This window comes from Achromobacter sp. Bel (assembly GCF_012928505.1).
Taxonomy (GTDB): Bacteria; Pseudomonadota; Gammaproteobacteria; order Burkholderiales; family Burkholderiaceae_B; genus Achromobacter.
The window spans coordinates 66,402-92,501 of sequence record NZ_JABBJN010000026.1 but is presented as its reverse complement, the minus strand read 5'-3'; the positions used below and the strand labels follow the sequence as shown (position 1 = coordinate 92,501).

Annotated in this window: 26 protein-coding genes; 16 read left to right on the top strand and 10 right to left on the bottom strand. The window is 67.0% G+C overall.

Annotated elements, in window-relative coordinates; translation table 11 throughout:
* The first annotated feature begins 63 nt into the window (after positions 1-63).
* From HG262_RS17475 to HG262_RS17465, 3 genes are all read left to right on the top strand, one after another.
* On the top strand, positions 64-1,668 hold the full coding sequence (locus HG262_RS17475; RefSeq protein WP_169272211.1) for a hypothetical protein: 1,605 nt from the start codon (positions 64-66) through the stop codon (positions 1,666-1,668).
* Positions 1,658-2,554, top strand: a complete 897-nt coding sequence (locus HG262_RS17470; RefSeq protein ID WP_169272210.1) for a glycerophosphodiester phosphodiesterase — start codon at positions 1,658-1,660, stop codon at positions 2,552-2,554. Before HG262_RS17475 ends, HG262_RS17470 begins: the two co-directional genes overlap by 11 nt.
* Before the next feature lie 88 nt (positions 2,555-2,642).
* Positions 2,643-3,092, top strand: coding sequence for a hypothetical protein (locus HG262_RS17465; protein ID WP_169272209.1), 450 nt, complete (start codon positions 2,643-2,645; stop codon positions 3,090-3,092).
* Between the two features lie 4 nt (positions 3,093-3,096).
* Here the strand turns inward: HG262_RS17465 and HG262_RS17460 are convergent, their stop codons facing one another.
* From HG262_RS17460 to HG262_RS17425, 8 genes are all read right to left on the bottom strand, one after another.
* Positions 3,097-3,900 carry an N-acyl homoserine lactonase family protein gene (locus tag HG262_RS17460; RefSeq protein WP_169272208.1) on the bottom strand — a complete coding sequence of 268 codons (804 nt, stop codon included), beginning with the start codon at positions 3,898-3,900 and terminating at the stop codon, positions 3,097-3,099.
* The gene (locus HG262_RS17455; RefSeq protein WP_169272207.1) at positions 3,897-5,129 is read right to left on the bottom strand and encodes an alpha/beta hydrolase; all 1,233 of its coding nucleotides are present in this window, start codon (positions 5,127-5,129) and stop codon (positions 3,897-3,899) included. Before HG262_RS17455 ends, HG262_RS17460 begins: the two co-directional genes overlap by 4 nt.
* Positions 5,074-5,817 (bottom strand): GntR family transcriptional regulator, encoded by a 744-nt coding sequence (locus HG262_RS17450; protein WP_169272206.1) that lies wholly within the window; start codon positions 5,815-5,817, stop codon positions 5,074-5,076. Before HG262_RS17450 ends, HG262_RS17455 begins: the two co-directional genes overlap by 56 nt.
* Before the next feature lie 117 nt (positions 5,818-5,934).
* On the bottom strand, positions 5,935-6,648 hold the full coding sequence (locus HG262_RS17445) for an ABC transporter ATP-binding protein (RefSeq protein WP_169272205.1): 714 nt from the start codon (positions 6,646-6,648) through the stop codon (positions 5,935-5,937).
* Positions 6,645-7,385, bottom strand: coding sequence for an ABC transporter ATP-binding protein (locus tag HG262_RS17440; protein ID WP_169272204.1), 741 nt, complete (start codon positions 7,383-7,385; stop codon positions 6,645-6,647). The genes HG262_RS17445 and HG262_RS17440 overlap by 4 nt, the downstream gene beginning before the upstream one ends.
* On the bottom strand, positions 7,378-8,346 hold the full coding sequence (locus HG262_RS17435) for a branched-chain amino acid ABC transporter permease (RefSeq protein WP_248293389.1): 969 nt from the start codon (positions 8,344-8,346) through the stop codon (positions 7,378-7,380). The genes HG262_RS17440 and HG262_RS17435 overlap by 8 nt, the downstream gene beginning before the upstream one ends.
* 5 nt (positions 8,347-8,351) lie before the next feature.
* Positions 8,352-9,212, bottom strand: a complete 861-nt coding sequence (locus HG262_RS17430) for a branched-chain amino acid ABC transporter permease (protein WP_169272202.1) — start codon at positions 9,210-9,212, stop codon at positions 8,352-8,354.
* A gap of 27 nt (positions 9,213-9,239) precedes the next feature.
* Entirely contained in the window at positions 9,240-10,460 is a 1,221-nt protein-coding gene (locus HG262_RS17425; protein ID WP_169272201.1) for an ABC transporter substrate-binding protein, read from the bottom strand.
* A 206-nt stretch (positions 10,461-10,666) separates the two neighbouring features.
* Between HG262_RS17425 and HG262_RS17420 the strand changes: the two genes are divergently transcribed.
* The 11 genes from HG262_RS17420 to otnK all read left to right on the top strand — a co-directional run bounded on the left by HG262_RS17420 (position 10,667) and on the right by otnK (position 21,580).
* Positions 10,667-11,080, top strand: a complete 414-nt coding sequence (locus tag HG262_RS17420) for a carboxymuconolactone decarboxylase family protein (protein ID WP_088588835.1) — start codon at positions 10,667-10,669, stop codon at positions 11,078-11,080.
* A complete protein-coding gene (locus HG262_RS17415; RefSeq protein ID WP_169272200.1) occupies positions 11,077-11,991 on the top strand; it encodes an NAD(P)-dependent oxidoreductase in 915 nt (304 codons plus the stop codon). The genes HG262_RS17420 and HG262_RS17415 overlap by 4 nt, the downstream gene beginning before the upstream one ends.
* A gap of 118 nt (positions 11,992-12,109) precedes the next feature.
* Positions 12,110-13,087 (top strand): tripartite tricarboxylate transporter substrate binding protein, encoded by a 978-nt coding sequence (locus HG262_RS17410; RefSeq protein ID WP_169272199.1) that lies wholly within the window; start codon positions 12,110-12,112, stop codon positions 13,085-13,087.
* 39 nt (positions 13,088-13,126) lie between these two features.
* Positions 13,127-14,032 carry an amidohydrolase family protein gene (locus HG262_RS17405; RefSeq protein WP_211187450.1) on the top strand — a complete coding sequence of 302 codons (906 nt, stop codon included), beginning with the start codon at positions 13,127-13,129 and terminating at the stop codon, positions 14,030-14,032.
* 27 nt (positions 14,033-14,059) lie between these two features.
* Entirely contained in the window at positions 14,060-15,289 is a 1,230-nt protein-coding gene (locus HG262_RS17400) for an MFS transporter (protein ID WP_169272198.1), read from the top strand.
* Positions 15,290-15,524: 235 nt separating this feature from the next.
* Complete coding sequence (locus HG262_RS17395) at positions 15,525-16,163, top strand: aldolase (RefSeq protein ID WP_169272197.1); 639 nt, start codon at positions 15,525-15,527, stop codon at positions 16,161-16,163.
* A gap of 75 nt (positions 16,164-16,238) precedes the next feature.
* Positions 16,239-17,567 carry an MFS transporter gene (locus tag HG262_RS17390; RefSeq protein ID WP_211187448.1) on the top strand — a complete coding sequence of 443 codons (1,329 nt, stop codon included), beginning with the start codon at positions 16,239-16,241 and terminating at the stop codon, positions 17,565-17,567.
* 40 nt (positions 17,568-17,607) lie between these two features.
* Positions 17,608-18,393 carry a 2-oxo-tetronate isomerase gene (gene otnI, locus HG262_RS17385; protein WP_169272196.1) on the top strand — a complete coding sequence of 262 codons (786 nt, stop codon included), beginning with the start codon at positions 17,608-17,610 and terminating at the stop codon, positions 18,391-18,393.
* Between the two features lie 10 nt (positions 18,394-18,403).
* Positions 18,404-19,378: a D-erythronate dehydrogenase gene (denD, locus tag HG262_RS17380; RefSeq protein ID WP_169272195.1), complete on the top strand. Its 975-nt coding sequence runs from the start codon at positions 18,404-18,406 to the stop codon at positions 19,376-19,378.
* Between the two features lie 43 nt (positions 19,379-19,421).
* The gene (gene ltnD, locus HG262_RS17375) at positions 19,422-20,330 is read left to right on the top strand and encodes an L-threonate dehydrogenase (protein WP_169272194.1); all 909 of its coding nucleotides are present in this window, start codon (positions 19,422-19,424) and stop codon (positions 20,328-20,330) included.
* Complete coding sequence (gene otnK / locus HG262_RS17370; protein ID WP_169272193.1) at positions 20,327-21,580, top strand: 3-oxo-tetronate kinase; 1,254 nt, start codon at positions 20,327-20,329, stop codon at positions 21,578-21,580. The genes ltnD and otnK overlap by 4 nt, the downstream gene beginning before the upstream one ends.
* Positions 21,581-21,609: 29 nt before the next feature.
* Here the strand turns inward: otnK and HG262_RS17365 are convergent, their stop codons facing one another.
* Positions 21,610-22,317, bottom strand: a complete 708-nt coding sequence (locus HG262_RS17365; protein ID WP_169272192.1) for a FadR/GntR family transcriptional regulator — start codon at positions 22,315-22,317, stop codon at positions 21,610-21,612.
* Positions 22,318-22,435: 118 nt separating this feature from the next.
* A complete protein-coding gene (locus HG262_RS17360; protein ID WP_169272191.1) occupies positions 22,436-23,332 on the bottom strand; it encodes a LysR substrate-binding domain-containing protein in 897 nt (298 codons plus the stop codon).
* A gap of 179 nt (positions 23,333-23,511) precedes the next feature.
* Here HG262_RS17360 and HG262_RS17355 point away from each other — a divergent pair, with 179 nt between their 5' ends.
* Both HG262_RS17355 and HG262_RS17350 read left to right on the top strand, forming a co-directional pair.
* Complete coding sequence (locus tag HG262_RS17355; protein ID WP_169272190.1) at positions 23,512-24,843, top strand: MFS transporter; 1,332 nt, start codon at positions 23,512-23,514, stop codon at positions 24,841-24,843.
* Positions 24,840-25,958 carry a M14 family metallopeptidase gene (locus HG262_RS17350; protein ID WP_169272189.1) on the top strand — a complete coding sequence of 373 codons (1,119 nt, stop codon included), beginning with the start codon at positions 24,840-24,842 and terminating at the stop codon, positions 25,956-25,958. The genes HG262_RS17355 and HG262_RS17350 overlap by 4 nt, the downstream gene beginning before the upstream one ends.
* Positions 25,959-26,100: the final 142 nt, after the last annotated feature.

Below are 26,100 nucleotides of genomic sequence, written 5' to 3'. Positions count from 1 at the left end.
CGGCCAAGCTGGACCTGCCCGACGAGGAAATCACCTCGACCCGTCTTGATCTGAGGGACTGACGTGCGGCAAGCCCAGATTCGCCAACTTCTTTTCCTGATCGTCCTGACGGTCGTCTATCTCAGCTTCGAGCTGGGATTCAATGCGCGCCTGCTGGACGTGGTGGGCAGCCGCGCCACGCCGCACGACATCGAAGAACTGGAGTTCTTCGGCCGCACGCTGTCCGGCATTGCCGCCGCGCTGGTGGTGCTGCAATTGCTGCTGACCCGGCGCCTGCGCACCGGCGGAAAGCCGTCGTACTTGAAGATCGGCGTCGCCTGCGTCGTGACCGCGCTGGTGGTGTTCAGCGCCATCAAGGGGCTGGTGAACGTGCTGGTGGATAGCCGCGACGGCGATTTCCGCCGTATCGCCGCCAATGCCGGCTTGCTGCAGCGGTCGCTGGTGCAGGGTGACCTGCATCTGGACGGGCTGGTCGACGACGAGGTCTATGCGCGGCCCGAGGGCAAGGCATTCCTGGCCGTGTTCCAGGTGCTGCTGTCCAATATCGACAACCTGGACGAGAAGGTCGAACCCAAGAAGCGCCAGGTGATCCGCACCGATCTGCAACGCCAGATGAAGACCTTCACCTTCGACGGCCGCGACGTGCGCATGACCGCGCCCGGCATCCGCGGCTATCACCAGGTCTACACCAGCGTGATGCAGTCCGTCGCCGACCGCTGGAAGCAGTATGCCGGCGTGCCGGTCGCGAACGACATCGGCCTGGCGCGCGAGCAGGACCGCGCCTGGAGCGACTATCGCAGGAATCTGTCCCGGCGCGGCTGGACGCCCGAGAACGTGCCCGCGCGCTATCAGGGCCGCGTGGTGCAGGACGTGCGCAAGCGCATTCCCGTACCGGGCGACTGGCGGCCTCATGACCGTGCAACGTTCAACGAGGCGGTCGCGCAGCAGTACTGGAAGACCATGCGCAGCCGCACTGTCCACGTGGAAGGCGATGCGATTCCGCCGGGCCTGTCGTATGAAGACTTCGTGGCGCGTCCCGGCGTGCAGAAGCTGTTGCGGCAGACCCTGATGGTGCCGGCCAGCATGAGCGTGGCATCCAACTACACCGACGCGGCCAGCTTCAAGCGGTTGTACGACGGCATGCTGGACCGCGCCGTGGACGAGGCCATGCCGCGCTTCTCCGCCAGGAACGAAGACTTCGGACGGGGCGGCCAGCACTACAAGCTGGGCCAGGATGCCGCCCGGGCGGCGATTGTGCCGCCGGTGGCGCTGCTGTTTTCCCTGCTGGGTGCGGTGGGCCACTTCGCCAAGCTGTTGTATCTGATCGCCAAGCTGGTCGTGTGGCTGCGCACGCCCGCCGGGCAGGTGCCGGGCCGCACCGCGACGCGCGCGGCAGGCCTGGCGCTGGTGCTGACGCTGGCGTGCGTCTGGACGGCGTTTTCCTTCATGCAGAACGGCGTGACCCAGAGCGAGCTGTTCCAGCAGATGTCGCGCACCGAATCCGGCCGCGATGATGAATCGGTCGGCCAGGCGCTGCGCCGCCGCGTGCTCGCCAACATTGCGCACGTGGTGGTGGTGGGGCAGGCCTACACCTATCCCTTTAACGAAGCGGTGCGCACGCGCGTGCTGGGCGGCATCAAGTATGGATACCACGGCGATGCGGATTAAGCGTTGGATAGCGATGGCGCTTGCGGCGGCGTTGCCCTGGTCCGGCGCCAGTGCCGCCTGCCTGGGCATGCAGGTGCACGCGCATCGCGGCGCACCGACGTTGCCGGAAAATTCCCTGGCGTCGATCAGCGCCGCGTATGCGGGCGGCTGGGACGGCGTCGAGATCGACATGCAGCGCTTGCAGGACGGCCGCTGGGTGCTGCATCACGACCTGCTTACGGGCAGGACGGTGGGCGGGGTCGGGCGCAAGGCCGTGCTCCAGTTGAGCAGCGCGGATTGGCGTGGCGCCACGCTGACGGGGAAGGGGGGTGGATCGCCGCCGCCGTTTCTGGACGACGCCCTGAAGGTGGCGGCCGCGCAACCCGCCAAGACGTTCAACGCCGAACTGAAGGTCGTCTACCGCGACTGCGCGCCGGTCAGCCAGCTGGTCGCCGGCATGAAGCAATCGCTGCCGCACGGCAATTGGATGATCACGTCGGCCTTTCCGGAAGCGTTGCGCTGCGTGCGCGGCACCGACCGCCAGGGCTATCTGGGCCTGATCGTCTTTGACCCCCGGAATGCCGAATCGCTCGGCGCCAACCCCTTGGGCAAGTACGTGTCGCAGCGCGCCACGGCGCCCAAGTTGACCCGCCCGTGGCTGGGCAATCTGGCGAAAACCGTGGGCGCGCCGGTGGGCGTGCATGTGGATGCCATGACGCTAGCCGCCAACCCCCAGTTGCTGCGTGACGCGGCATTGGAATCGGTTAGGGTATTCGTCTACGCGGTCGGCGGCGATGCCGCGCTGGCGCAGCAACTGCGTGCGACCCGCCAGCGGGAAGGCTATCTGCCGTCGGGCGTGATCATCGACGGTGACGCGCAGGCGTTTTGCCGGACGATGGGCGGGTAACGCGCCTGGGCCACCGGTCGCATTGCCGCGCGGATTTCCGCCTACACTTGGCGTCTCTCTTTTGCCGACCTCTCGCAAGGAAACGTCCATGACCGCACGCGCCGCCTGGTTCCTGTCTTGCATGCTATTCATGGGCGCCGCCCAGGCCGGGTCCGCCCCGGCCGAACTGTCCTGCGCATCGGAAAGCGGCAAGGTGGCGTTGAAGGGCGTCGTCCCGTCGCCGTCGTCGGAAGAGCTGAACATCACGCTGAGCTATTTCGACGCGGACCTGAACTTCAACTCCGACACCCACGCCAACAGTCTTGTGGTGGAGGATTTTCCGCAATCGGTGTTCACGCTGCTCGCCCCATTCCCCGGGGGCGCGCTGACGCTCTATGCCTTGCCGTCCAGCGTGGCGGTGGCCAAGCAGGCCAACGGCGATATCGCGGGTACCTTCCGGGCCAAGCTGGCCGGGCCCCGGCCTCGTTCGGCGGGCGGCGTGCAGACAGACGCCCCGCTCAAGGCCACGCTGAACTGCAACTACCGCTATTCGCTATAGGCGGCTAAGGGCCGTCGGCGACGGGAAGGTGCAGCGCCACCACTTCCGTGTCGCCGTCCCGGAACGCCGGATACCGGCTTCGGACCAGTGGGTCGTGGCCCGGCACGATATGGTCCGGCGACTCTGCGTGCTTGAGCAGCGTTTCGTAGCCCGCCAGCATGTCGGCCACGTTCAGCACGATCGGGAACGGGGCGTCCAATCCCATGTTGTCGTAGTAGTGGCTGGCGTCGGACGCCAGCACGATCCACCCGCGCGCCGTATGCACACGCACCGCCTGCAGGCCTTGCGTATGGCCGCCGATGTGCAGCAATTGCAGGCCTGGCGCGAGCTCGTCGTGGCCATGGTAGAAGTCCACCCGCTTGTCATAGACCCCGCGCACCACGTCGAGCACGTCTTCCACCGCGTAGGCGTGGCGCAGCATGTCGAAGCGCATGTTGCAGCCGCAGGCGTAGTGCAGTTCGCTTTCCTGCAAGTGCAGCCGCGCGCGCGGCAGCTTGCGCAGATTGCCGGCGTGGTCGTAGTGCAGGTGCGTGACGATCACGTCCTGGATGTCGTCGGGGGCGATGCCCAGCGTCTTCAATGCGTCGATGGGGCAGCGCAGGAATTCGCGGCCGCGTGCGCGGGCGGCCGATTCGTTGAAGCCGGTGTCGACCAGCCAGACGCGCGCGCCGTGCCGGATGACCCAGACGAAATAGTCCATTGGCATGGGGCCGTCGTGCGGGTCTGGCGGGGTAATGAAATTCTGGCCGCGGCGGCGCGCGACGGTGGCGTAGCGCAGGGCATAGACTTCGTGGTTGGGCAGCGTCATGCGATTCCCCGTGCGGTTCGGATGTGGTCGAGTTCGGGCCGCAGGTAGTCCAGCAGGCGTTGCGGGTCTTCGACCATCGGGAAGTGGCCCAGCTCGGGCATGGCGGTGAAGCGCGCACCCGGAATGCGCGCCGCGACGCGGCGGCTGTCCTCCGGGCTGGCGGAATAGTCGTAGGCGCCGGTCAGCAGCGACACGCCGAAGCGGCGGGCCTCCAGGCCGGCCAGGTGCTCGGCGGCGTCAAAATCTTCGCTGTAGAACCACAGGTCGTTGGCGTAGACGTTGAAGCCGCCTTGCGCGTAGATCCAGGCGGCGTCGCGGCGGGCTTCCAGCGTGGCCGCCGGGCCCATCAGCCCGCGCACGTAGGCGGGGTTGTGCGCTGCCTGGTTGACCTGCGGGTGGCACAGCATCGGCGTGCGCCGTCCCGTGGCTTTCCACGGCGCTTCCAGCGCCACAACGCCTGCCACGTCGTCCGGGCTGCGGGCAGCGGCGACCAGCGCCATCGCGGCGCCCATCGAACAGCCCAGCAAGACGGCGGGGCCGCCGGCGACCTGGCGGATGACGGCCAGGCAGGTCCGCAGATAGGCGTCGCGGGTCAGGCCTGTTTCGGTCCAGGCCTGGCCGGGCAGCGGCATGCTGCGCCCGTGGCCGGGCATGTCGAAGGCGATCATGCGCCATTGGCGGCGCAGGCCGGGGTCGGCCATCAGCGCGTGATACTGGCGCGAATCGGCGCCGGCCGTGTGCAGCATCAAGAGCGGTGGGCCATCGGCCAGGCCGCTGGTTTCATAGTAGAGGGATGTGGACGCCGCGCCCAGGTCCACGGTGGCGTAGTGGCCGGCGATGGCGCTGCGGTCCAGCAGGGCGGGCGCGGCGTGGAGCTGTCCGCGCAGGATCTCGAACAGCCGTTCCAGGGGATGCAGGGCCTGGGCAATGGCCAGCGCGTCGCCTTTCACGCGCAGGCCGTGGGCCTGGCGGTGGGCGGCGGTGAAGGAGTGGTAGCCAGGAGGCGGGGCAGGATCCAGCAGTTTTCGCCAGGTGTCCGGCGGGGCGCTGATGACGAGGCACTGCGAGGGGGCGGCGGGTTGGCCCGCCCAGGCGGGGACCCGGTCTTCCGGATCCGCGCCGGCTTGCAGCCAGATGGCGCACGGCAGGCCCCTGGCTGCGGAGATGAACTCGCTATCCTGCTGCGCCAGGGCCGCTGCGGCCCTCAGTTCCTGGACGATCGCCTTCACTTGTGGATGTCTCCTCTTGTTGGCGCCTGAGCACGTCGAGCGCGGTGCGTTCGGCGTTCACGATATGGCTCTGTGCGGCGGCTTGGGCGCCTTGTGGATCCCGAGCCTGGATGCGCTCGAAGATGTGGTCGATTTCGGCCATGCTTTCCGGTAGCCGGTCGGCGCGCGCGAACGAGGTGGCGCGCAGCAGGTTGATGCGCGACAGCAGGCCGGGCAGCATGTCCTTGATCAGATCGTTGTCACAGCCCGACAGCAGCACGTCGTAGAAATCGCGCTTGGCCGCCAGCAATGCTGATTTGTTGCTGCCCTTGGCCTGGCGGTGCAGCGCGTCCACGGCCTTGCGCAGGCGTTCGACGTCCGTGTCGCTGGCCAGTCGCGCGAATTCATGCGCGGCAAAGCCTTCCAGCAGGGCGCGCAGGGAATACAGGTCGCGGGCGGCCTTCTCGGTAATGCGTACCACCGTCGGACCGCGGTGCGGCTCGATCGAGATCAGGCGTTCGGCTTCCAGTGTGCGCAGCGCCTCGCGCAGTGTGCTGCGGCTGATGTTCAGCTGTTCGCACAGTTCGGCTTCGCGCAAGCGTTCGCCGCCCTTGATGCGGCCATCCATGATGGACGTGCGCAGGAATTCCTCGACGCGGGTGCGCAAGGTGGTGGGTTTTTCGAATACTGCGCCGGTGGGGGTGGGCATGGCTGTCTCTCGCTTAGCGTAACGGCGGGCGCGAGCGGCAGCGGGGGCTTTTGGCCCGGCTGCGGCGCACCGCCGGTTCAACGTAAAGACGCAATATATCCCGCCGGCGGGCCATGGCTATAACCCGAGGTACGCGGCGCGCACGCGGCTGTCTTCCAGCAGCGCGTTGCTGGGCCCGGACAGCACCATCGTCCCGGATTGCAACACGTAGGCGTATTCCGCCACCGACAGGGCCAGCCGGGTATTTTGCTCCACCAGCAGGATGGTCAGCCCGCTGCGGTGGATGTCGATCATGGCCTGGTGCATTTCCTCGACGATCTTGGGCGCCAGGCCGTGGCTGGGTTCATCCAACAGCAGCAGCCGGGGTTCCAGCATCAGCGCGCGCCCGAATGCCACCATCTGCTGTTCGCCGCCGGACAGCGTGCCCGCCTGCTGCCGGCGCCGTTCATGCAGGCGGGGGAACAGGGCGTAGACCCGCTCGCAACCGCGCTTGAGGCCCGTGGCGTCACGGCGACGGGTATAGCCGCCCAGATACAGGTTTTCCTCCACCGTCATTTCCGGGAAAACGTGGCGGCCCTCGGGGACGTGGGCGATACCCAATTCCGGGATGCGGTGCGGCGCCAGGTGCAGGATGTCCCGGCCGTCGAAGGCGATGCTGCCGCTCACCTTGTCCAGTAACCCCGAGATGCAGCGCAACAGCGTGCTTTTGCCTGCGGTGTTGGCGCCGACGACGGCGATGAAGCCGCCTTCGGGGACGTCCAGCGAGACCTCGTGCAGCACCGGGCTGCGGTCATAGGAGGCGGTCAGCCCCTGGATCTGCAGCAAGCTCATGCGGCCACCCCCGCCTGTTCCATCGACTTGCCCAGGTAGACCTCGATCACGGTGGGATTGGACGCGATGTCGGCGGGGCTGCCTTCGGCGATCTTCTGGCCGAAGGACAGCACCAGGATGCGGTTGCACAGCCGCATGATGGCGCGCATGTGGTGCTCCACCACGATGAAGGTGATGCCGGCTTCGTCGCGCAGCGTGCGGATCAGATCCAGCAGCGCGTCCATTTCGGATTCGTTCAGCGCCGCCATCACCTCGTCCAGCAGGAAGACCTTGGGGTCGGTGCACAGGGCGCGGGCCAGTTCCACCCGGGCCTGCTCGGGAAACGACAGCTCGCCGGCTGGCTTGGCCGCGATGGCGGACAGGCCGACCCGGTCCAGGTTGTCGCGGGCCAACTGGCGCGCGCGCGGCACGTCGTGGCGCAGCAGGCCGCCTACCAGCACGTTGTCCAGCACGGTCATTTCAGGAAACAGCGCCACATTCTGGAACGTCTTGGTCATGCCGCGCGCCGCGATCTGATGGGGACGCAGGCCGCTGACATCCTGACCGTCCAGTTCGATGCGGCCGCCCTGGCTGGCGTACAGGCCCATCAGCAGGTTGAACAGCGTGGTCTTGCCGGCGCCGTTGGGGCCGATCAGGCCCAGGATATCGCCGCGCGCCACGCTGAACGACACGTCGTCCACGGCTTTCAGGCCGCCGAAGCGGCGCTGCACGTTCGAGACCTTCAGGATGTCAGGCATGCTGGCCCCGCGTCAGATTGCACAGCCGCGTCCACAGCGCCGACAGGCCACGCGGCTCGATCAGGATGATGGCGATCAGGATCAGCCCGAAGGCCAGCTGGGATACGCCCGCGGTGTGCCCGGACAGCCAGTCATTGAACACTTCTTCCAGCGGGATGATGACCAGGGCGCCGATCAGCGGGCCGGCCACGGTGCCAACGCCGCCAATGATGCAGATCAGCGCCACGCGCACCGAGACGCCCACCAGCGAGAACACGGTGTCCGGATCGAAGAAGTAGATGAACTGCGCGTACAGCGTGCCGCAGGCGCCCATCAGCGCGGCCGAGATCACGGCCGCCAGGATGCGCGTTCTTGCAGTGTTCACGCCGATGACCTCCGCCGCCTGCGGGTTGGCCTTCACCGCGCGCAGGCGGTAGCCCAGGCGCGAACGGCTGATCAGCGCGAAAACCACCGACGTGACCAGCGCGGCCCCCAGCATCAGGTAGTAGTAGGGGATGCTGGATTTGAACTGCATCTGCGCTACGCCTTCCGAAAACGGGATGGACAGGCCGACCGGTCCGCCCGTCACCGACGCCCAGGTGTTGGCGATCGCGCGCAGCACCTCGCCGAACGCCAGGGTGGCCAGTGCGAAGTAGTGGCCGCGCAGCCGCATGGTGGGCAGGCTGAGCAGCGCGCCCGCCACGGCCGCCACCGCCATCGCGGCCACGATGCCCAGCCACGGCGAAATGCCGTAGCGCATCAGCAGCAGGGTCGAGGTGTAGGCGCCCAGGCCGAAAAACGCCGCATGCCCCAGGGAAATCTGGTTGGCCAGCCCGCCCACGATGTTCCAGGATTGGCCCATCGCGGCGAACAGCAGCACCAGCGTCAGGACACGGATGCCGTAGCCCTGGTCTTCCATCAGCCAGGGCGCGGCCAGCGCGATGGCCAACAGCGCGGCCCATGGGAGGGATTGTCGAGTCATGGCCATCAGGCAGCCCTTTTCAAAAGACCTTCCGGGCGCACGGCCAGGACAAGGATGAAGATGGCGAACAGCACCAGGTTCTGCAGCTGCATGGGCAGCACCAGCGACGACAGCGACTGGATCACGCCGACCGCCACCCCGCCCACCACCGCGCCCATCACGCTGCCCAGACCGCCCAGCACCACCGCCGTGAACATCAGCACGCTGAACTGCGCGCCGACGGTGGTGGAGGCCGTGAGGTAGGGCAGGATGATGCCGCCGCCCAAGGCCGTCAGCCCCACGCCCAGCCCGAAGGCCAACTGGTGCACGCGATGCGTGGAGATGCCGGACAGCCGGGCGGCCATCGGGTCCTGGGCGGTCGCACGCACCGCCATGCCCCACCAGGTTTTCTTCAGGACCCACCACAGCGTCAGTCCGGCGACAGCGGCCACCGTGAACGCCAGCAGATAGGGTGCGCTAAGGAGGATGGGGCCGACCGCCAGCGCCGTCATCTGATAGGGCGTCTGCACCGAGCGGAATTCGGAGCCGAACAGGATCAGGGCCAGGTTCTCCATCACGATGAGCAGGCCCACCGTCAGGAAGATCTGCGCCACCGCCGGCGCCTTCAGCACCCGGTTGATCAGGAACTTCTGCGTCAGCACGCCCAGCACGAAGGCCACGGCGAACGACAGCAACGACCCGACCAGCGGGTCCAGCCCCAGAAATTTCCAGGCGAAGTACGCCACGAACATGCCCACCATCAGAAACTCGGCCTGGGCGAAGTTGACGATGGAGACCACCCCGAAGACGAGCGTCAGCCCGATCGAGATGACCGCGTACACGCCGCCCAGCAGAATGCCGTCTACCAGCGCCTGCAAGAATTGCATGACAGTCCTCCGGTTCGCGCCGCGCGCTCAGCTGGCGGTGATGACGCGGCCCTTGGCCAGCGCCTGGGGCCACACCGACACCAACTCGTTGTTCTGCCACTGGACCATGATGGGTTGGGCCAGGGTGTTCAGGCCATTGGCGTCGAAATGCACGCCGCCGCCCGACATCACGCCAGCCCAGCCCTGGTCGTACTTCTGGGCGCGCAACGCCTTCGATACCGCTTCGGGCTTGTCGGACGCCGCCACCTCAAGGGCCTGGGCCAGCACGCCGGCGCATACGGCGTGTTCCAGGGCCTCGTGCGGCATGAAGGTGCCGAAGCGCTTGCGGTAGCGCTCGGTGTATTCCGGCGCCTGGTCATAATTGGCCGGGGCGATCGATAGCACGGCCTGCGAATACTGGCCCAGCGCCTTCGCGAAATCGGGAATCACGTAGCCCGCCGCGCCGCCCACGATCGGCACCGTCAGCCGCTGCTGGCGCATCACCCGGATGATCAGCAGGCTGTCGTTCAGATAGGAAATCGGAAACACGATCTGGGCGTCGGACGCGCGCAGCTTGCTGATCAGCGGCGTAACGTCGGTGATGCCCAGCGGATACGCCTCGTCCAGCACGATCTGCGCGCCGGCCGCCTTGGCCGCATTGCGCACGCCTACGGCTTGCGACGTGCCGTAGGCCGTGTCTTCGTACAGCAGCGCGATCTTCTTGATGTCGGAGGCGCCTGCCACGACGGACGCCGCATAGTCGTACTGCGCGCGGCCCAGCACCGAGCCTTTGGATACCACCTGGAAGATGTGCTTGAAGCCGCGCTCGGTCAGCACGTCGGAGAACGACATGGTCAGCAGCGGGATGCCGCGGCGTTCGGTCACCTCCGACACGGCCAGCGTCAGCGAGGAGGCGTAGGCGCCGATCAGGGCCACGCAGCGGTTCTGCGTGATCAGGCGCTGCGCCACCGTGGCGGCGGTGGTGGGCTGCGAGGTGGCGTCCGCGATGACCAGCTTGAGCTTGGCGCCGCCCAGGGACTTGATGCCGCCCGCCGCGTTGATCTCGTCCGCCGCCAATTCCAGGCCCTGCCGCGAATTGATGCCGAACTGCGCATTCGCGCCTGATAGCGGCAGGATCACGCCGACATTGATGTCCGCCGGAGCGGCGAGCACGCGGCCGGGCAGGGTGGCCGCCAGCGCGGCCGCACCCAGTCCAGCGACAAATTCCCGGCGCCCGTGGCGCACGGCCTGCTTGGGGGTTTCTTTCATGCTTGTCTCCTGGCTTTTTGTGGGTATGGGCGCACGGCAGCCAGCCCGGCGCGTTGCCGCATTATTGTGCGCATTTTTTAAGCAGTCAAGAATATTGTCCGACAATCTGACTATTGACGATCGGACGAAAATTAACTGACAATCAGACAAAACAAGCCGAGCGCAAGCCGGTTCGGCGCCCGTCACCATCATCAAACGAGGAACTCATGGCAGACACCAAATCCGAAACCCAAGCCCTGTTCGACCAAGGCCTGAACCTGCGCCGCGAAGTGCTGGGCACTGAATACGTGGACGGTTCGCTGGCCCGCGCCAACGATTTCATGATGGCGTTCCAACACATCACGACCGAGTGGTGCTGGGGCTACACCTGGGGCCGTCCGGGCCTGGAGAAAAAGACGCGCAGCATGCTGAACCTGGCCATGCTGACGGCGCTGAACCGCCCGGCCGAGATCAAGCTGCACGTCAAAGGCGCGCTGAACAATGGCGTGACCGTTGAAGAGATCAAGGAGATCCTGCTGCAAGCCACCGTGTATTGCGGCATCCCCGCCGGCCTGGACGCCTTCAAGGTGGCCAACCAGGTGCTGGAGGAAGAAGGCGCCTTCAAGGAGCAGCAAGCATGAGCGCACCGCAAGAACGCGTGGGCGTGGTTGGCATCGGCAGCATGGGCTGGCCGATGGCGGCGCGCCTTGTGCAGGCGGGCTATGCGGTGACGGTGTTCGACGCCGTGCCGGGGCAGGCCGACAAATTCGCAAAGGACGTGGGCGGCCAGGCCGCCGCCACCTGCGCCGCGCTGGCCGCGCAATCCGACCTCGTCTTCACGATGCTGCCCACCAGCGCCATCGTGGAACAGGTGCTGGGCGGCGAACAAGGCGTGCTGGCGGGCCTGCGCCCGGGCAGCGTCGTGGTGGAGATGAGCTCCGGCGTGCCGGCGCATACGCAGCGGCTGGCCCAGGCCGTGGACGCCGCCGGCAGCCAGATGGTGGACGCGCCGGTGTCGGGCGGGGTGCCGCGTGCGCGCACGGGTGAACTGGCGATCATGTTCGGCGGCCCGGCCGCCACGCTGGAGCGCGTGCGCCCCGCGCTGTCCGCGATGGGCACGTCGATCACCGCCGTGGGCGACGTGGGCAGCGCCCATGCCATGAAGGCGCTGAACAACCTGGTGTCGGCGGGCGGCTTCCTGATCGGCGTCGAAGCCATGCTGATCGGCCAGCAGTTCGGTCTGGATCCTAATGTGATCGTGGACGTGCTGAACGCGTCGACGGGCATGAACAATTCCACGCAGAAGAAGTTCAAGCAGTTCGTGCTGTCGCGCGAGTTCAATTCGGGCTTCGGCCTGGACCTGATGGTCAAGGACCTGGGCATCGCGCTGGGCATCGCCACCGACACCGGCACGCCCACGCCGTTCGCGTCGCTGTGTCGCGAATTGTGGGCCTCTGCGGGCAAGACCTTGGGTAAGGGACAGGACCATACCGCTGTCGCGCGCCTGTCCGAGCAGTTGGCCGGCGTGGAGCTCGCCGCGAAGAAAAGCTAGGCCGCTTCAACGACGGCGCGGCAACGGCCGCGCCGCCATTTCAACCTGCATCACAAGCATCCGCCAGGACAAGGCGGAGGGCCGGCTGTTGCCGGCAGAAACAGCGAGGAGCAAGACAATGAAGAAGACTTTTCTGGCGACCCTGGGCGCCGGCCTGATCGCGCTTGGCGCCAACGCGTCCGCGCAGGACTATCCCACGCGCGCCATCTCGATGGTGGTGCCGTACGCGGCCGGCGGATCCACTGACGGCCTGGCCCGGATCGTGGCGCAGGCCATGGGCGAAAACCTGGGCCAGACCGTCGTGGTGGAAAACCTGGGGGGCGGCGGCACCATGATCGGCAACCAGCGCGTGACCCGTGCCGCACCCGACGGCTACACCATCACCTTCGGCAATATGGGCTCGCTGGCTATCGCGCCGTCGCTGTACCCCAAAAGCAAGTTCGATCCGCGCCGCGACATGAGCGCGGTCGGGCTGGTGGCGACGGTGCCGATGGTGCTGTCCGTCAGCAAGAAAAGCGGCATCGCCACGCTGCCGGACTTCGTCGCGCGCTTGAAGAAGAACGGCGCCGACGTGAACTTCGGCAATGCGGGGTCCGGCTCCACCAGCCATATCGCCGCGGCCTACTTCATGCACGTCACGCATACGCAAGGAATGCAGATTCCGTACCGGGGCGCGGGGCCGGCGATCGCCGACCTGATGGCGGGCACGGTGGACGCGGTGATCGACCAGACCGTCACGATGATCCCCATCCATGAAGCCAAACGCGTCACGGCGCTGGCGGTGGCCTCCGCATCGCGTCTGCCGCAGATCCCCGATGTGCCGACATTCGCCGAAGCAGGGGTGCCGGACTTCAACATGAGCGTGTGGAACGGCATCGCCGCGCCCGCGGGTACGCCGCCCGCCGTGATCGCGCGGCTGGAGCAGGCCTTGGCGGCCGCGTTGAGAAGCCCGGGCGTGCGCGAGTCGCTGGATAAACTGGCGGCCCAGGCGCCGGCAGGGAAAGACCAGGGGGCGGCGGCATTCCAGGCGCTGATCGCCCGCGACGTGCCGCATTTCGCGGCCTTGATCAAGGATGCCGGCATCACGGTAAATTGAGCCCTTCTCCGGTTCGAACCCTTTCTGGGAGCTCCCCGCATGCGTCCGACCCTTTCCGATTCTTCCGCGCAACCAGCGCCCCTGTGCCTGGCGCCGCTGCCCGAGATGGACGCGGCCGCCTTTGACGTGCCGGCCGGCGCCTGCGATACGCACGCGCATGTCGTGGCCGAGGACGCCGTGGCCTACCCGCTGGTGCCGGAACGCACCTACACGCCGCCGCCGGCCCCGGAGTCCGCTTACCTGGGCATGCTGAAGCAGACCGGCATGTCGCGCGGCGTGCTGGTGCAGATCAGCGTCTACGGTACCGACAACCGCTACCTGCTGGAGGTGCTGCGCCGCCATCCCGATCAGTTGCGCGGGATTGGCGTGGTGGCCCCTACCGTGACGGACAGCGAGCTGGCGGACATGCATGCCGCCGGCGTTCGCGGTTTGCGCATCAATGTGCTGTTCGGCGGCGGCATCGGCTTTGACGCGATGGAGACCTTGGCGCACCGCATTGCCGGCCTGGGCTGGCACATGCAGTTCCTGATGGACGCGCGCCAGTTGACCGAGCTTTTGCCGCGCATGCGCAAGCTGCCGGTGCCGGGCGTGGTAGACCACATGGGCCACATGCCGGTCGCCGAGGGCGTGGGCAGCGCGGGCTTCCAGGCCTTGCAGCATCTGGTCCGGGATCATGGCTGGTGGGTCAAGCTGTCCGGCGCCTACCGCATCAGCGACCGCTTCGACGATTTCAGCGACGTGGTGCCCTGGGCGCAGACGCTGATCGAGACGGCGCCTGACCGCATGCTGTGGGGCAGCGACTGGCCGCACGTGCATCAGGCGCGCATGGTCAACACGGGCCGCCTGCGCAATCAGCTGGCGCTGTGGGCGCCGGACGCCGCCGTGCGCCGCCGCATCCTGGTCGACAACCCCGAACGCTTGTACGGCTTCGCGCCGGCGCGGTAATCCCCGGAACCTTCCAAGAGGCAAACCATGCAATGGTATAGAGAGCTGAACAAGACGGAACGGCGGACCTTCATCGCCGCGTTCGGGGGCTGGGCCATCGACGCCCTGGACTTCATGGTGTTCACCTTCGTGATCGCCACGCTGATGACCTTGTGGGGCATCGACAAGGGCCAGGCCGGCATGCTGGGCACCGTCACGCTGCTGTTTTCCGCCATCGGCGGGTGGCTGGCGGGCATCCTCGCCGACCGCTATGGCCGCGTGCGCGTGCTGCAATACACGATCCTGTGGTTCTCGGCCTGCACGGTGGCGATCGGCTTTGCGCAGAACTTCGAGCAGCTGTTCGTGCTGCGGGCCTTGCAGGGCCTGGGCTTCGGCGGCGAGTGGGCCGTGGGTTCGGTGCTGATGGGCGAAATCGTGCGGGCGGAGCACCGCGGCAAGGCGGTGGGCACCGTGCAAAGCGGCTGGGCCGTCGGGTGGGGCGTCGCGGCCATCCTGTACACGGTCGCGTTCTCTATCCTGCCCGCCGAATGGGCCTGGCGCAGCCTGTTCTGGATCGGCGTGCTTCCGGCCTTCCTGGTGCTGTACATCCGCAAGAACGTGCCCGAACCCGAGGTCTTCCAGCGCGCCCAGGCCAAGGTGCAGGCCGGCGAGGCCCGCGCGTCGTTCTGGACGATCTTCTCGCCCGCGCTGTTGAAAACCACGATCATCACCGCGGTACTGTGCACCGGCGTCCAGGGCGGCTACTACGCCATCACCACCTGGTTGCCGACTTACCTGAAGGTCGAGCGGCAACTGTCGGTGCTGAACACGGGCGGCTACCTGATGGTCATCATCTTCGGGTCGTTCTGCGGGTACATCGCCGGCGCCTATCTGGCCGACCGCCTGGGCCGCCGCGCCAATCTGCTGATCTTTTCGGTGCTGTCCACGGTCAGCGTCTACGTCTACACGCAATTGCCGCTGACCGACGGCCAGATGTTGTTCCTGGGTTTCCCGCTGGGCTTTGCCGCGTCCGGCATCTTCAGCGGCATCGGCGCCTATCTGACCGAACTGTTCCCGTCCGGCGTGCGCGCGTCGGGGCAGGGGTTTGCGTATAACTTCGGCCGCGGCATCGGGGCGCTGTTCCCCAGCCTGGTGGGATTCTTGAGCCAGACGCACGGCCTGGGCTGGGCGATCGGGGCGTTCGCCACCGGGGCCTACGCCGTGGTGATCGTGACGGCGCTGCTGCTGCCCGAAACGAAGGGGCGCGTGCTGGAATGAGGCCCAGGTGCCGCAGGAATCGCCTGCGGTAGTCCGCGGGCGGCGACGTCGTTTTGCGCCGCCCGTCGTCGGCTTTTTTGAGTGGATACGGGTTTACCCGGTATCCGTTTAAAACCCATAATTTGTATGATGACCCGATAACTTATATTCAAGAGACAGGTCATCATGCTGGTTGCGTCGCCGATGTTCCCGCCGCTTTCCCTGCGGTTGCGCTCCTGCTTGCCGGGGGCGTTCCATGACTGAAGAATCCCGCGTCCGCGAAGAAATCTGCACTGTCGGCGCCAGCCTGTACCACCGCGGCTACACCGTCGGCGCGGCCGGCAACATCAGCGCCCGGCTGGACGACGGCTGGCTGATCACGCCCACCGACGCCTGCCTGGGCCGGCTGGATCCGGCCGAACTGGCCAAGGTCGATCTGGCCGGACAATGGGTCTCGGGCGCCAAGCCTTCCAAGACCCTGGTGCTGCATCAAGGCATCTACCGCGCCAGCCCCGACTCGCGCGGCATCATCCACACGCACTCCACGCACCTGGTCGCGCTGACGCTTGCGGGCGTCTGGCGGCCCGACGACGTGTTGCCGCCCATCACCCCGTATCAGGTCATGAAGGTGGGCCGCATTCCGTTGATCGGCTATCGCCGGCCCGGTGACCCGCAAGCCGCCGCCGAGGTGGCCGCGGTAGCAGGGCAGGTGCGCGGCGCGCTGTTCGAGCGTCTGGGCCCGGTCGTGTGGGAACGCTCGGTCGCGCATGCGTCCTATGCCCTGGAAGAGTTGGAAGAAACGGCCCGCCTGTGGCTGATGAGCGACCCCCGGCCCGCGCCGCTGGCCGCCGACGCTATTGAAGAACTTCGCGCGACCTTCGGGGCGCGCTACTAGATCCCCCAATTCGTACAAAGCCACCCGGACGCGTCCCGCGCGTCACGCGGCGGCGCACCCTCTTGGAGACTTGACATGCCCCCGATGGACTTGGCGTCGACCGCACCCGCTGCGGCGATGCAGCCCGAATCCCGCGAGACCGCCCGCGCTTACGCCAAGGTGTTCTGGCGCCTGGTGCCGTTCCTGATGCTTTGCTATGTGATCGCGTACCTGGACCGCGTCAACGTCGGCTTTGCCAAGCTGCAGATGTCGCAAGACCTGGGCTTCAGCGAAACCGTGTTCGGCCTGGGCGCCGGCGTGTTCTTTATCGGCTATTTCCTGTTTGAAGTGCCCAGCAACCTGCTCATGCACCGGCTGGGTGCGCGCATCTGGATCGCGCGGATCATGATCACGTGGGGCATCCTGTCCGGCATGTTCATGTTCGTCGAGACGCCCACAGGCTTCTACATTCTGCGCTTTCTGCTGGGCCTGGCCGAAGCGGGCTTCTACCCCGGCGTGATCCTGTACCTGACCTACTGGTATCCCGCCCACCGCCGCGCCAAGATCATTGCGCTGTTCATGTCCGCCATCCCGGTGGCCGGCATCTTCGGCAATCCGCTGTCCGGCTGGATCATGGAGGCCTTCCACGGCACGCACGGCCTGCAGGGCTGGCAGTGGATGTTCCTGATCGAAGCGATTCCCGCGTTGGCGATCGGGGTGGTCACCGTCATGTACCTGGACAACGGCATCGCCAGCGCCAAGTGGCTGACTGCCGATGAAAAGCAGATCCTGACCCGAGAGATCGAGCAAGACCAGAAGCAGACCGGCACGCAGAAGCACTCGCTGCGCGCCGTGTTCGCCGACAAGCGCGTGTGGTGGATGTGCCTGATCTACTTCGCCTTCGTCGCCGGCCAATACGGCCTGACGTTCTGGATGCCGACGCTGATCAAGTCGACCGGCGTCACCGGTGCCTTCAACATCGGACTGCTGAGCGCCATCCCGTTTCTCTGCGCCATCGTCGTGATGAACTTGCTGGGCCATTCGGCGGACAAGCGGCGCGAACGGCGCTGGCACCTGATCGTGCCGGCGCTGGCGGGCGCGGTGGGCTTCACCGCGGCGGCGTCCTTCGCCGACAACACCGTGATTTCGCTGATCTGCCTGTCGATGGCCGCGGCCGGCGTGCTGACATGCGCACCGCTGTTTTGGTCGCTGCCGACCGCTTTCCTGTCCGGCACCGCGGCGGCGGCGGGCATCGCCATCGTCAACTCGGTTGGCAACCTGGCCGGCTTCGCCAGCCCCTACATGATCGGCTACCTGAAAGACCTGACCAGCTCCACCGCATCCGGCATGTATGTGCTGGCCGCCGTGCTGGTCATCGGCGCCATCGCGGTCTGGTTCACGCCTGCCAAGCTGGTCAACCGCTGATGGCCGCGCGCCGTCTTCCCTTCGACTCACAGGAACCGCCATGCCGCGCCTAGCCGCCAACCTGACCATGATGTACGCCGAGCACGTCTTCCTGGACCGCTTCCAGGCGGCCGCGGGCGACGGGTTCACGGGCGTCGAATTCCTGTTCCCCTATGAATTCGCCGCCGCCGACCTGAAGACCCGGTTGCAGGACAACGGCTTGACGCAGGCGCTCTTTAACGCGCCGCCCGGGGACTGGGCGGCCGGCGAACGGGGCATCGCGTCGCTGCCGGGCCGGGAGAGCGAGTTCCAGCGCGGCATGGACCAGGCGCTGGAATACGCCGGCCAGTTGGGCAACCGCAGCCTGCATGTGATGGCCGGCCTGATCCGTCCAGGCGAGGACCGCGCCGCGCACCGCGATACCTACCTGAAGAACCTCGCGTTCGCGGCGCGGGCGGCCGAGTCCGCCGGCATGACCATCGTGATCGAACCCATCAACACGCGCGACATCCCCGGATTCTTCCTGAACCGGCAAGACGATGCGCAAGCCATCTGCGCTGAAGTCGGCGCGCCCAACCTGAAGGTGCAGTTCGACTGCTACCACTGCCAGATCGTCGAGGGCGACATCGCCGTGAAGCTGCAGCGCGACATGGCGGGCATCGGCCACATCCAGATCGCCGGCGTGCCCGACCGGCATGAGCCCGACCTGGGCGAACTGAATTATCCCTACCTGTTCGAGCGGATCGACGCGCTGGGCTACACCGGCTGGATCGGCTGCGAATACCGCCCCAAGGCCGGCACGTCCGCCGGGCTGGGCTGGGCCAAACCCTATCTTGCCAACCCTTGAGCATCCCATCATGAAGATCCTGATCACCGGCGGCGCCGGATTCCTGGGCCAGCGGCTGGCCCGAAAACTGCTGGAACAAGGCACGCTGACGCTGGACGGCAGCGGCCCGCAACCCATTACGCAGATCGACCTGCTGGACGTCGTGAAGTCCGAGGCGCTGACCGATCCGCGCGTGAATTCGCGGGTGGGCGACATCGCCGACCCGGCGGTGCTGCGCCAAGCCATCGACACGGATACGCGCGCCATTTTCCATCTGGCCGCCATCGTCAGCGGCCAGGCAGAGGCGGATTTCGATCTGGGCATGCGCATTAACCTGGACGCCTCGCGCGCCCTGCTTGAAACCTGCCGCGCGCTGGGCCACAAACCGCGCGTGATCTTCACCAGCTCGGTGGCCGTGTATGGCGGCGTGCTGCCCGAGACCGTGCGCGACGATACGGCGCTGAATCCGCAGTCTTCCTACGGCACGCAGAAGGCCATCGCCGAACTGCTGTTGGCGGACTACACGCGTCGCGGCTTCGTCGACGGCCGCGTGCTGCGCCTGCCCACCATCAGCGTGCGCCCGGGCCGTCCCAATGCCGCCGCGTCCTCGTTCGCCAGCGGCATCATTCGCGAACCCCTGAATGGCGAAGCGGCGATCTGCCCGGTTGGGGCCGACACGCGCTTGTGGTTGCTGTCGCCGCGCGGCGCCATCCAGGCGCTGATCGCTGGCTGCGAATTGCAGGCCGACGCCGTGGCCGACCGCGCGCCGATCAACCTGCCGGGCGTGTCCGTCACGGTGGCCGACATGGCGCAGGCGCTGCGCGAGGTGGCGGGCGACGACGTCGCCGACCGCATCACGTGGCAAGCCGATGAGCGCGTCGAGCGCATCGTGGGCAGCTGGCCCGGCCGTTGGGACACCACGCGCGCAACCCGCCTGGGCTTGAAAGGCGACAACAGTTTCGCGGACATCATCCGCGCCTACCTGGCCGACGACCTGCCGCGTTAAGCGGCGGGCCGCAGCCTTTGGATATCCCGGGACGACGAAAGACATGACCCAAACGCAATCCTCTTCGCGCCGCGTCGGCGTCATCGGCCTGGGCGCCATGGGCGCGGGCATCGCGCAAAGCCTGCGCCGCGCCGGCCACGACGTGCACGTCTACGACATCCGCGCCGACGCCGCTGCGGCCTTTGCCGCGCAGGGCGGCGTGGCCTGCGCCACGCTGGCCGACATGGCCGCCGCGTGCGACATCGTGATCAGCGTGGTCGTCAATGCCCAGCAGACCGAAGCCGTGCTGTATGGCGAAGGCGGCATCGCGGCCGACTTGCGCGCCGGCGCCGTGTTCGTGATGTGTTCCACCGTGGACCCCAGCTGGTCCATCGCGCTGGAAGCTCGGCTGGCCGAGCAAGGCGTGCTGTACCTGGACGCGCCCATCTCCGGTGGCGCGGCCAAGGCCGCTGCCGGCCAGATGACGATGATGACCGCCGGCCGCGCGGCCGCCTACGAGGTCTGCGGCGCGGTGCTGGAATCGATGGCCGGCAAGGTCTATCGCCTGGGCGACAGTGCCGGCGCGGGCAGCAAGGTCAAGATCATCAACCAGCTGCTGGCAGGCGTGCACATCGCGGCCGCCGCCGAGGCGATGGCCCTGGGCCTGCGCGAAGGCGTGGACGCGGACGCCTTGTACGAGGTCATCACGCACAGCGCGGGCAATAGCTGGATGTTCGAAAACCGCATGGCCCACGTGCTGGCGGGCGACTATACGCCGCTGTCCGCGGTGGACATCTTTGTGAAGGACCTGGGGCTGGTGCTGGATACGGCGCGGCATACGAAGTTCCCGCTGCCGCTGGCATCGACCGCGCACCAGATGTTCATGCAGGCGTCCACCGCCGGGCATGGCCGCGAGGACGACAGCGCGGTCATCAAGATCTTCCCGGGCATCACTTTGCCGGAGGCGAAATGAGCATCAAACTGGGCTGTATCGCCGACGATTTCACGGGCGCCACCGACCTGGCCAACAACCTGGTGCGCGCCGGCATGCGCACGGTGCAGACCATCGGCATTCCCGGCGCGCCGCTGCGCGATGATGCGGACGCCGTGGTGGTGGCGCTGAAGACCCGCACGCTGCCCGCGACGGACGCCGTGGCGCAGTCGCTGGCCGCGCTGCGATGGCTGCAGCAGCAAGGCGCCGAGCAGATCTACTTCAAGTACTGCTCCACCTTCGACAGCACCCCGCAGGGCAACATCGGCCCGGTGACCGACGCGCTGATGACGCAGCTGGGCACGGCCTTCACCATCGCTACGCCGGCGTTTCCCGACAACAAGCGCACGGTCTTCAAGGGCTATCTGTTTGCGGGCGACGTGCTGCTGAACGAATCGGGCATGCAGCATCATCCGCTGACGCCGATGACGGATCCGAACCTGGTCCGCGTGCTGTCGGCGCAGACGCCGCGCAAGGTCGGCTTGATCGACTACAGCGTGGTGGCCGCCGGTAGCGAGGCCATTCGCGCGCGCATCCAGGCCTTGCAGGCGGAAGGCATCGAAATCGCCATCGTGGACGCGGTGTCCAACGACGATCTGCTGGCCCTGGGGCCGGCGCTGCGCGGGATGGCGCTGGTCACGGCAGGATCCGGCGTGGCGATCGGCCTGCCGGGTAACTGGGGCCTGGCGCCCGCCAGCGCAGCGGGTCAAACACGTGCCGATGGCCTGCAGGCCGTCGTGGCGGGAAGCTGCTCCACTGCTACCAACGGGCAGGTGGCCGCGTTCATCGAAAGTGGCCGCCCCGCGTATGCGCTGGATCCCATGCGGATCGCGGCCGGCGAGGACGTGGTCGAGCAAGTGCTGGCCTGGGCCGAGCCCCGTATGCAGGACGGCCCGGTGCTGGTCTATTCCACCGCGCAACCGGATCAGGTCAAGCAGGCGCAGGGCGCATTGGGCGCGGCTCAGGCGGGCGCCATGATCGAAGACGCCATCGCGCGCATCGCGGTCGGCCTGGTCCAACTCGGCGTGCGGCAACTGATCGTGGCGGGTGGCGAGACCTCGGGCGCGGTGGTGCAGGCGCTGGGGCTGGAACAGATCGCCATCGGCGAACAGATCGATCCGGGCGTGCCTTGGTGCGCGGGCTATTCGCCGGTGGCGAAAACCGACGTCAGCATCGCGCTGAAGTCGGGCAACTTCGGCACGCCGGACTTCTTCATCAAGGCGTTCGGGTAGTTTCCGCGCAGGCGGAACAGGCTCCGCGCCTAGCGGTGCGCCTGGCTCAGCCGCTTGGCCGCATTCACCATGTGGATGCGCGCCGCCTCGCGGGCGCCTTCCACGTCCTGGCTGCGGATGGCCTCCACAATGGCGATGTGCTCTTGCATCACATCACGCATCAGATTGGCGTGGCGGGCTTCGTTGCCGCGTGTCACGCGCGTGGCGGCTTCCAGGAATTGGCTGACAAAGGCCAGGGTGGTCAAGAAGTACGGGTTGCCGGTGGCGCGCGCGATGCTGCGGTGAAAGGCCACGTCTTCCTTCACGCCGTCGCCGCCGTCGGCGACCGCTTGCGAGATCGCCGCCAGTGCGTGGTCGATTTCGGTCATGTCGCGCTTTTTGCGCACGGCCGCGGCCTGGGCCGCGATCTCGGTTTCCAGCGCGCGGCGCAGGTCCACGATGTGCAGCACGGCGTCCAGCGAGCTCAATTCGGCGGCATCGATCCGCAATGCCCGGTTGCCCGTCAGGCCCGTGACGAACACGCCGCTGCCTTGCCGCGCTTCGACGATGCCGTCTTGCCGCAACCGCGACACCGCTTCGCGGATGACGGTGCGGCTGACGCCGAACTGTTCCGCCAGCATGGCTTCGGTGGGCAGCTTTTCGCCGGGCAGCACGCGGCCCTCGTCGATTTCGGCGAGCAGGCGCTTGGCGACGGTGTCGGTCAGCGTGGGAGGGGAAGGAAGTCGTGGAAACGCCATGGATGATGACCGCAGAATGGAGGCGGCAGGCCGGGGTGGACGCCATCGGCTGGCCCGGCGCCAATGATAACCGGTTGCCTTCGGACCGATGGACCTGGGAGGGCGCTTTGCGCAGGACCTAGGCCGCCGGCCGTGGGCGTGCCGCCATCAGGCAATCGACGAAGCACTGCGTGGCCGGCGTGGGCGGCGAGTCGGCCCGTGTCAGGATGGACACCCGGGCCGCGGGCAGCTCGTGCGCCAGCGGCAGCATGCGCAATGGCCGCGGCATCAGCTGATGATCGAACAGCGCCCGGACAAAGATCCCCAGCGCATCGCTTTCCGCCATGATGGCCAGCGCGATCGCGATGGACTGGCAAGGGATGATGTCGCGCGGCGGCGGCAGCCCGTGGGCATCGAATGCCAGCCGCAGCAGGTTGGCCGGGGCCTGGATGTTGCCGGGTAGCAACCACAGCGCGTCGTGCATGTCGGCCAGGCTGCGCGCATGGCGCAAGGGGTGCCCGATCCGCGCGCCCACCGCCATGGGCAAGGTGAACAAGGTCTGGCGCGCGAAGCCGTCGTCGATGTTGCCGTCGTACTCCGTCTGCACCAGAAGGTCATAGCGGCCCGATTCCAATTGCTCGTGGCTGTAGGGCGGCGCGACCTCGTTGAACGATACGGCCACGCGCGGCATCCGGGCGCGGAACGCCGTCAGCGCGGCAGGCAACGCGGTCAGCGCCGACGAACTGATGGCCAGATTCAACGTGCCGCCTTCGCCGTCGCGCATTTGCCCGATTTCTTCCTGGGCCTTTCGCGCTTCCTGCAGGATCAGCACGGCGCGCTTGTACAGCGCCTCGCCATAGGTCGTCAGTTCGACGCCCCGAGCGCTGCGGCGCACCAGTTCTGCGCCGACGCTTTGCTCCAATTCGCGCAAACTGCGCGTGGCCGCGGGTTGGGTCACGAATAAGGCGCGGGCCGCGGCGCGGATGCTGCGGTGCTCTGCGATGAGGACAAAGGCGCGTAATTGGCGCAGGTTCATGGGCGGGCGTCCGATATCGAAACCGTCCTAGGACGGGGTTGGTATATAAGAAAAAGGTTTCACTGGAACAAAAATACTGTCTTTTCCTTATCGTGTGCCATCCGTATATTCATCCAGGCGGGCTGTCATAGCGTCCGGATTCACGGACCGGCGCCCGACTAGGACATCAAGGGGAAATCATGTCTATTGCCATCGCCGCCGCTCCCGGCCGGCAGCCTTTGCATACGTCGGCGGGGCGCCGGCGCGTGATCGCCGGCACCACCATCGGCAACGCGCTGGAGTTCTTCGACTTCACCGTCTTCACGTTCCTGATGCTGATCATCGGGCCGCTGTTCTTTCCGGCCGCCTCCAGTTACGGCCAACTTCTGCTGACCACCGCCACCTTCGGCGTGGGTTTCCTGATGCGGCCGGTGGGCGGCATGCTGATCGGTTCGTATGCCGACCGTCATGGCCGGCGGGCGGCCATGACGCTGACCTTGTGGCTGATGGGATTGGGTTGCGCGCTGATCGCGGCGGCCCCGACCTATGGCCAGATGGGCGTGATGGGTCCCGTGCTGATGGTGTTGGCGCGGCTGATCCAGGGCTTTGCCGCCGGCGGCGAGGTGGGCGCGTCCACCACCCTGCTGTTGGAGCACGCGCCGGCAGACAAGCGCGGCTTCTATTCCAGCTGGCAGTTCGGCAGCCAGTCGCTGGGGGTGATGCTGGGCGCGCTGACCGTGGCGCTGTTGACCGCCACGCTTACCAAGGACCAGATGCAGGCGTGGGGCTGGCGCGTGCCCTTCGTGATCGGCATTCTGACGGTGCCGGTCGGGGCCTACATCCGGCGCAACCTGGAAGAGACGCTGGAACCCGCCCATGCGCCCGAGGCCGTGGGCGCCGCATCGGCCCACCAGCCGCTGCGCCTGGTTTTCGCGCACCACAAGGCGCGGGTGGTCAAAGGTATCCTGCTGGTGATCGGCGGCATGGTGTGCGCGCAGATCATCGGCTTCTACATGCCCGCCTACGCCAGCAAGGAATTGGGCCTGCCGGCGTCCTCGGGGCTGTATGCCAGCGTCGTGCTGGGGGCGATCGGCTTTGCGATCGCGCCGTTTGTCGGCATGTTGGCCGACCGCTACGGACGCAAGAGAATCATCTTCTGGTCGCGCGCGGCAACCATCTGCGCGTTGCTGCCGTGCTTTCAATGGCTGGTGGCCGCGCCCAGCACGGCCCGGTTGATGACGGTGATCGCGCTGCTGGCCGTGTTGCTGGCGTTGCAGATGACGCCCACCATTACGATGCTGCCCGAACTGTTTCCGAAGGCCGTGCGCACCACGGGGATGTCGGTCGTGTATGGTCTGGGCATCTCCGTCTTCGGCGGTTTTGCGCAGTTCTTCGTGACCTGGCTGCTGCACGTCACCGGCAACCCTCTGGCGCCTGCCTGGTATTTGATGGTGACCGTGGCGCTATCCACCGTGGTGCTGTTCTGGGTCCAGGACCGCACCGGCCATGCAATCGATACGCAGGAGGCATGATGCCCAGCAGTACGAGCTACTTCCCCCGCAGTTACGCCGAATCGCGCGAGCGCTTCTTGTCCGACGCCGCGCGCCTGGGGGCCGACGTTCGGTCCTGGCCGATCGGACCTGTCGGCAGCGAGGGCGAGGCCCTGGCGACTGATACGGCGCTGATCGGCGCACCCGATGCAGACCGTGTGCTGATCGTGACGTCCGCCACGCATGGCGTGGAAGGCTTTTGCGGCGCGGGCTGCCAGTTCGCGCTGATGGACGACGCCCCGATGCTCAAGCGCGCGCGGCAAGCAGGCGTGGCTCTGCTGCTGGTGCACGCGGTGAACCCCTACGGCTTTTCCTGGATCGCCCGCACCGACGAGGGCAACGTGGACCTGAACCGTAACGCCCAGCCGTTCGGCGACACGCCGCTTCCGGTCAATACGGGCTATGGCGATTTGCATCCGCTGCTACTGCCCGATGCGTGGCCGCCGTCTGAGGAAAACCAGCGGGACCTGGCCCGCTATGTGGCCGAACACGGGCAGGCCGCCTTCGCCCAGGCCGTGTCGCGCGGGCAGTACACGCATGCTGACGGACTGTTCTACGGCGGCGCCGCGCCGGCCGCTTCGCTTGCGAACCTGCGGCGCATCCTTGAAACGCAGGCCAGCCGCTACGCGCATATCGGCTGGATCGACGTGCACACGGGCCTGGGTCCGCGCGGGCATGGCGAGAAGATCTACGCGGGCCGGCGCGACGACGCCGAAGTGGCGCGCGCGCGGCAATGGTGGGGACTGGATATCGCCGTCCCGTTTCAGGGAACGTCGGCCTCGGTCGACATCACCGGCCATCTGGCAGGCCTGATTTATCAGGCTTGCCCCGAATCGTCGCCGACGCTGATGGCGCTGGAATACGGCACCGTGCCCTTTGACGACATCGTTCTGGCCTTGCGCGGCCGCAACTGGCTGCGGGCCAATCCGGACGCGCCGCCCGCCTTGCGCCGCGACATCCTGCAAACCACGCAGGATGCGTTCTATTGCCACGCTTACGACTGGCACGGCATGGTGCTGGGACAAAGCCGCGTGGCGGTGCTGCAAGCGCTGTGCGGCCTGGAATCTGCCGGACGGGGACCGTCCGCAGCGGCCTGACGAACACGGTTTGGTCTGATTTTCTCCCCGATCAGGCGAACCTTCGAACCCATGCGGCCGGCCGGGGCATCGCACCAGATGTCCCGGATTCGACGGCCGTTCCGAAGATGTTGCGCAGCGCCAAAATCGCCGAAGACTTATT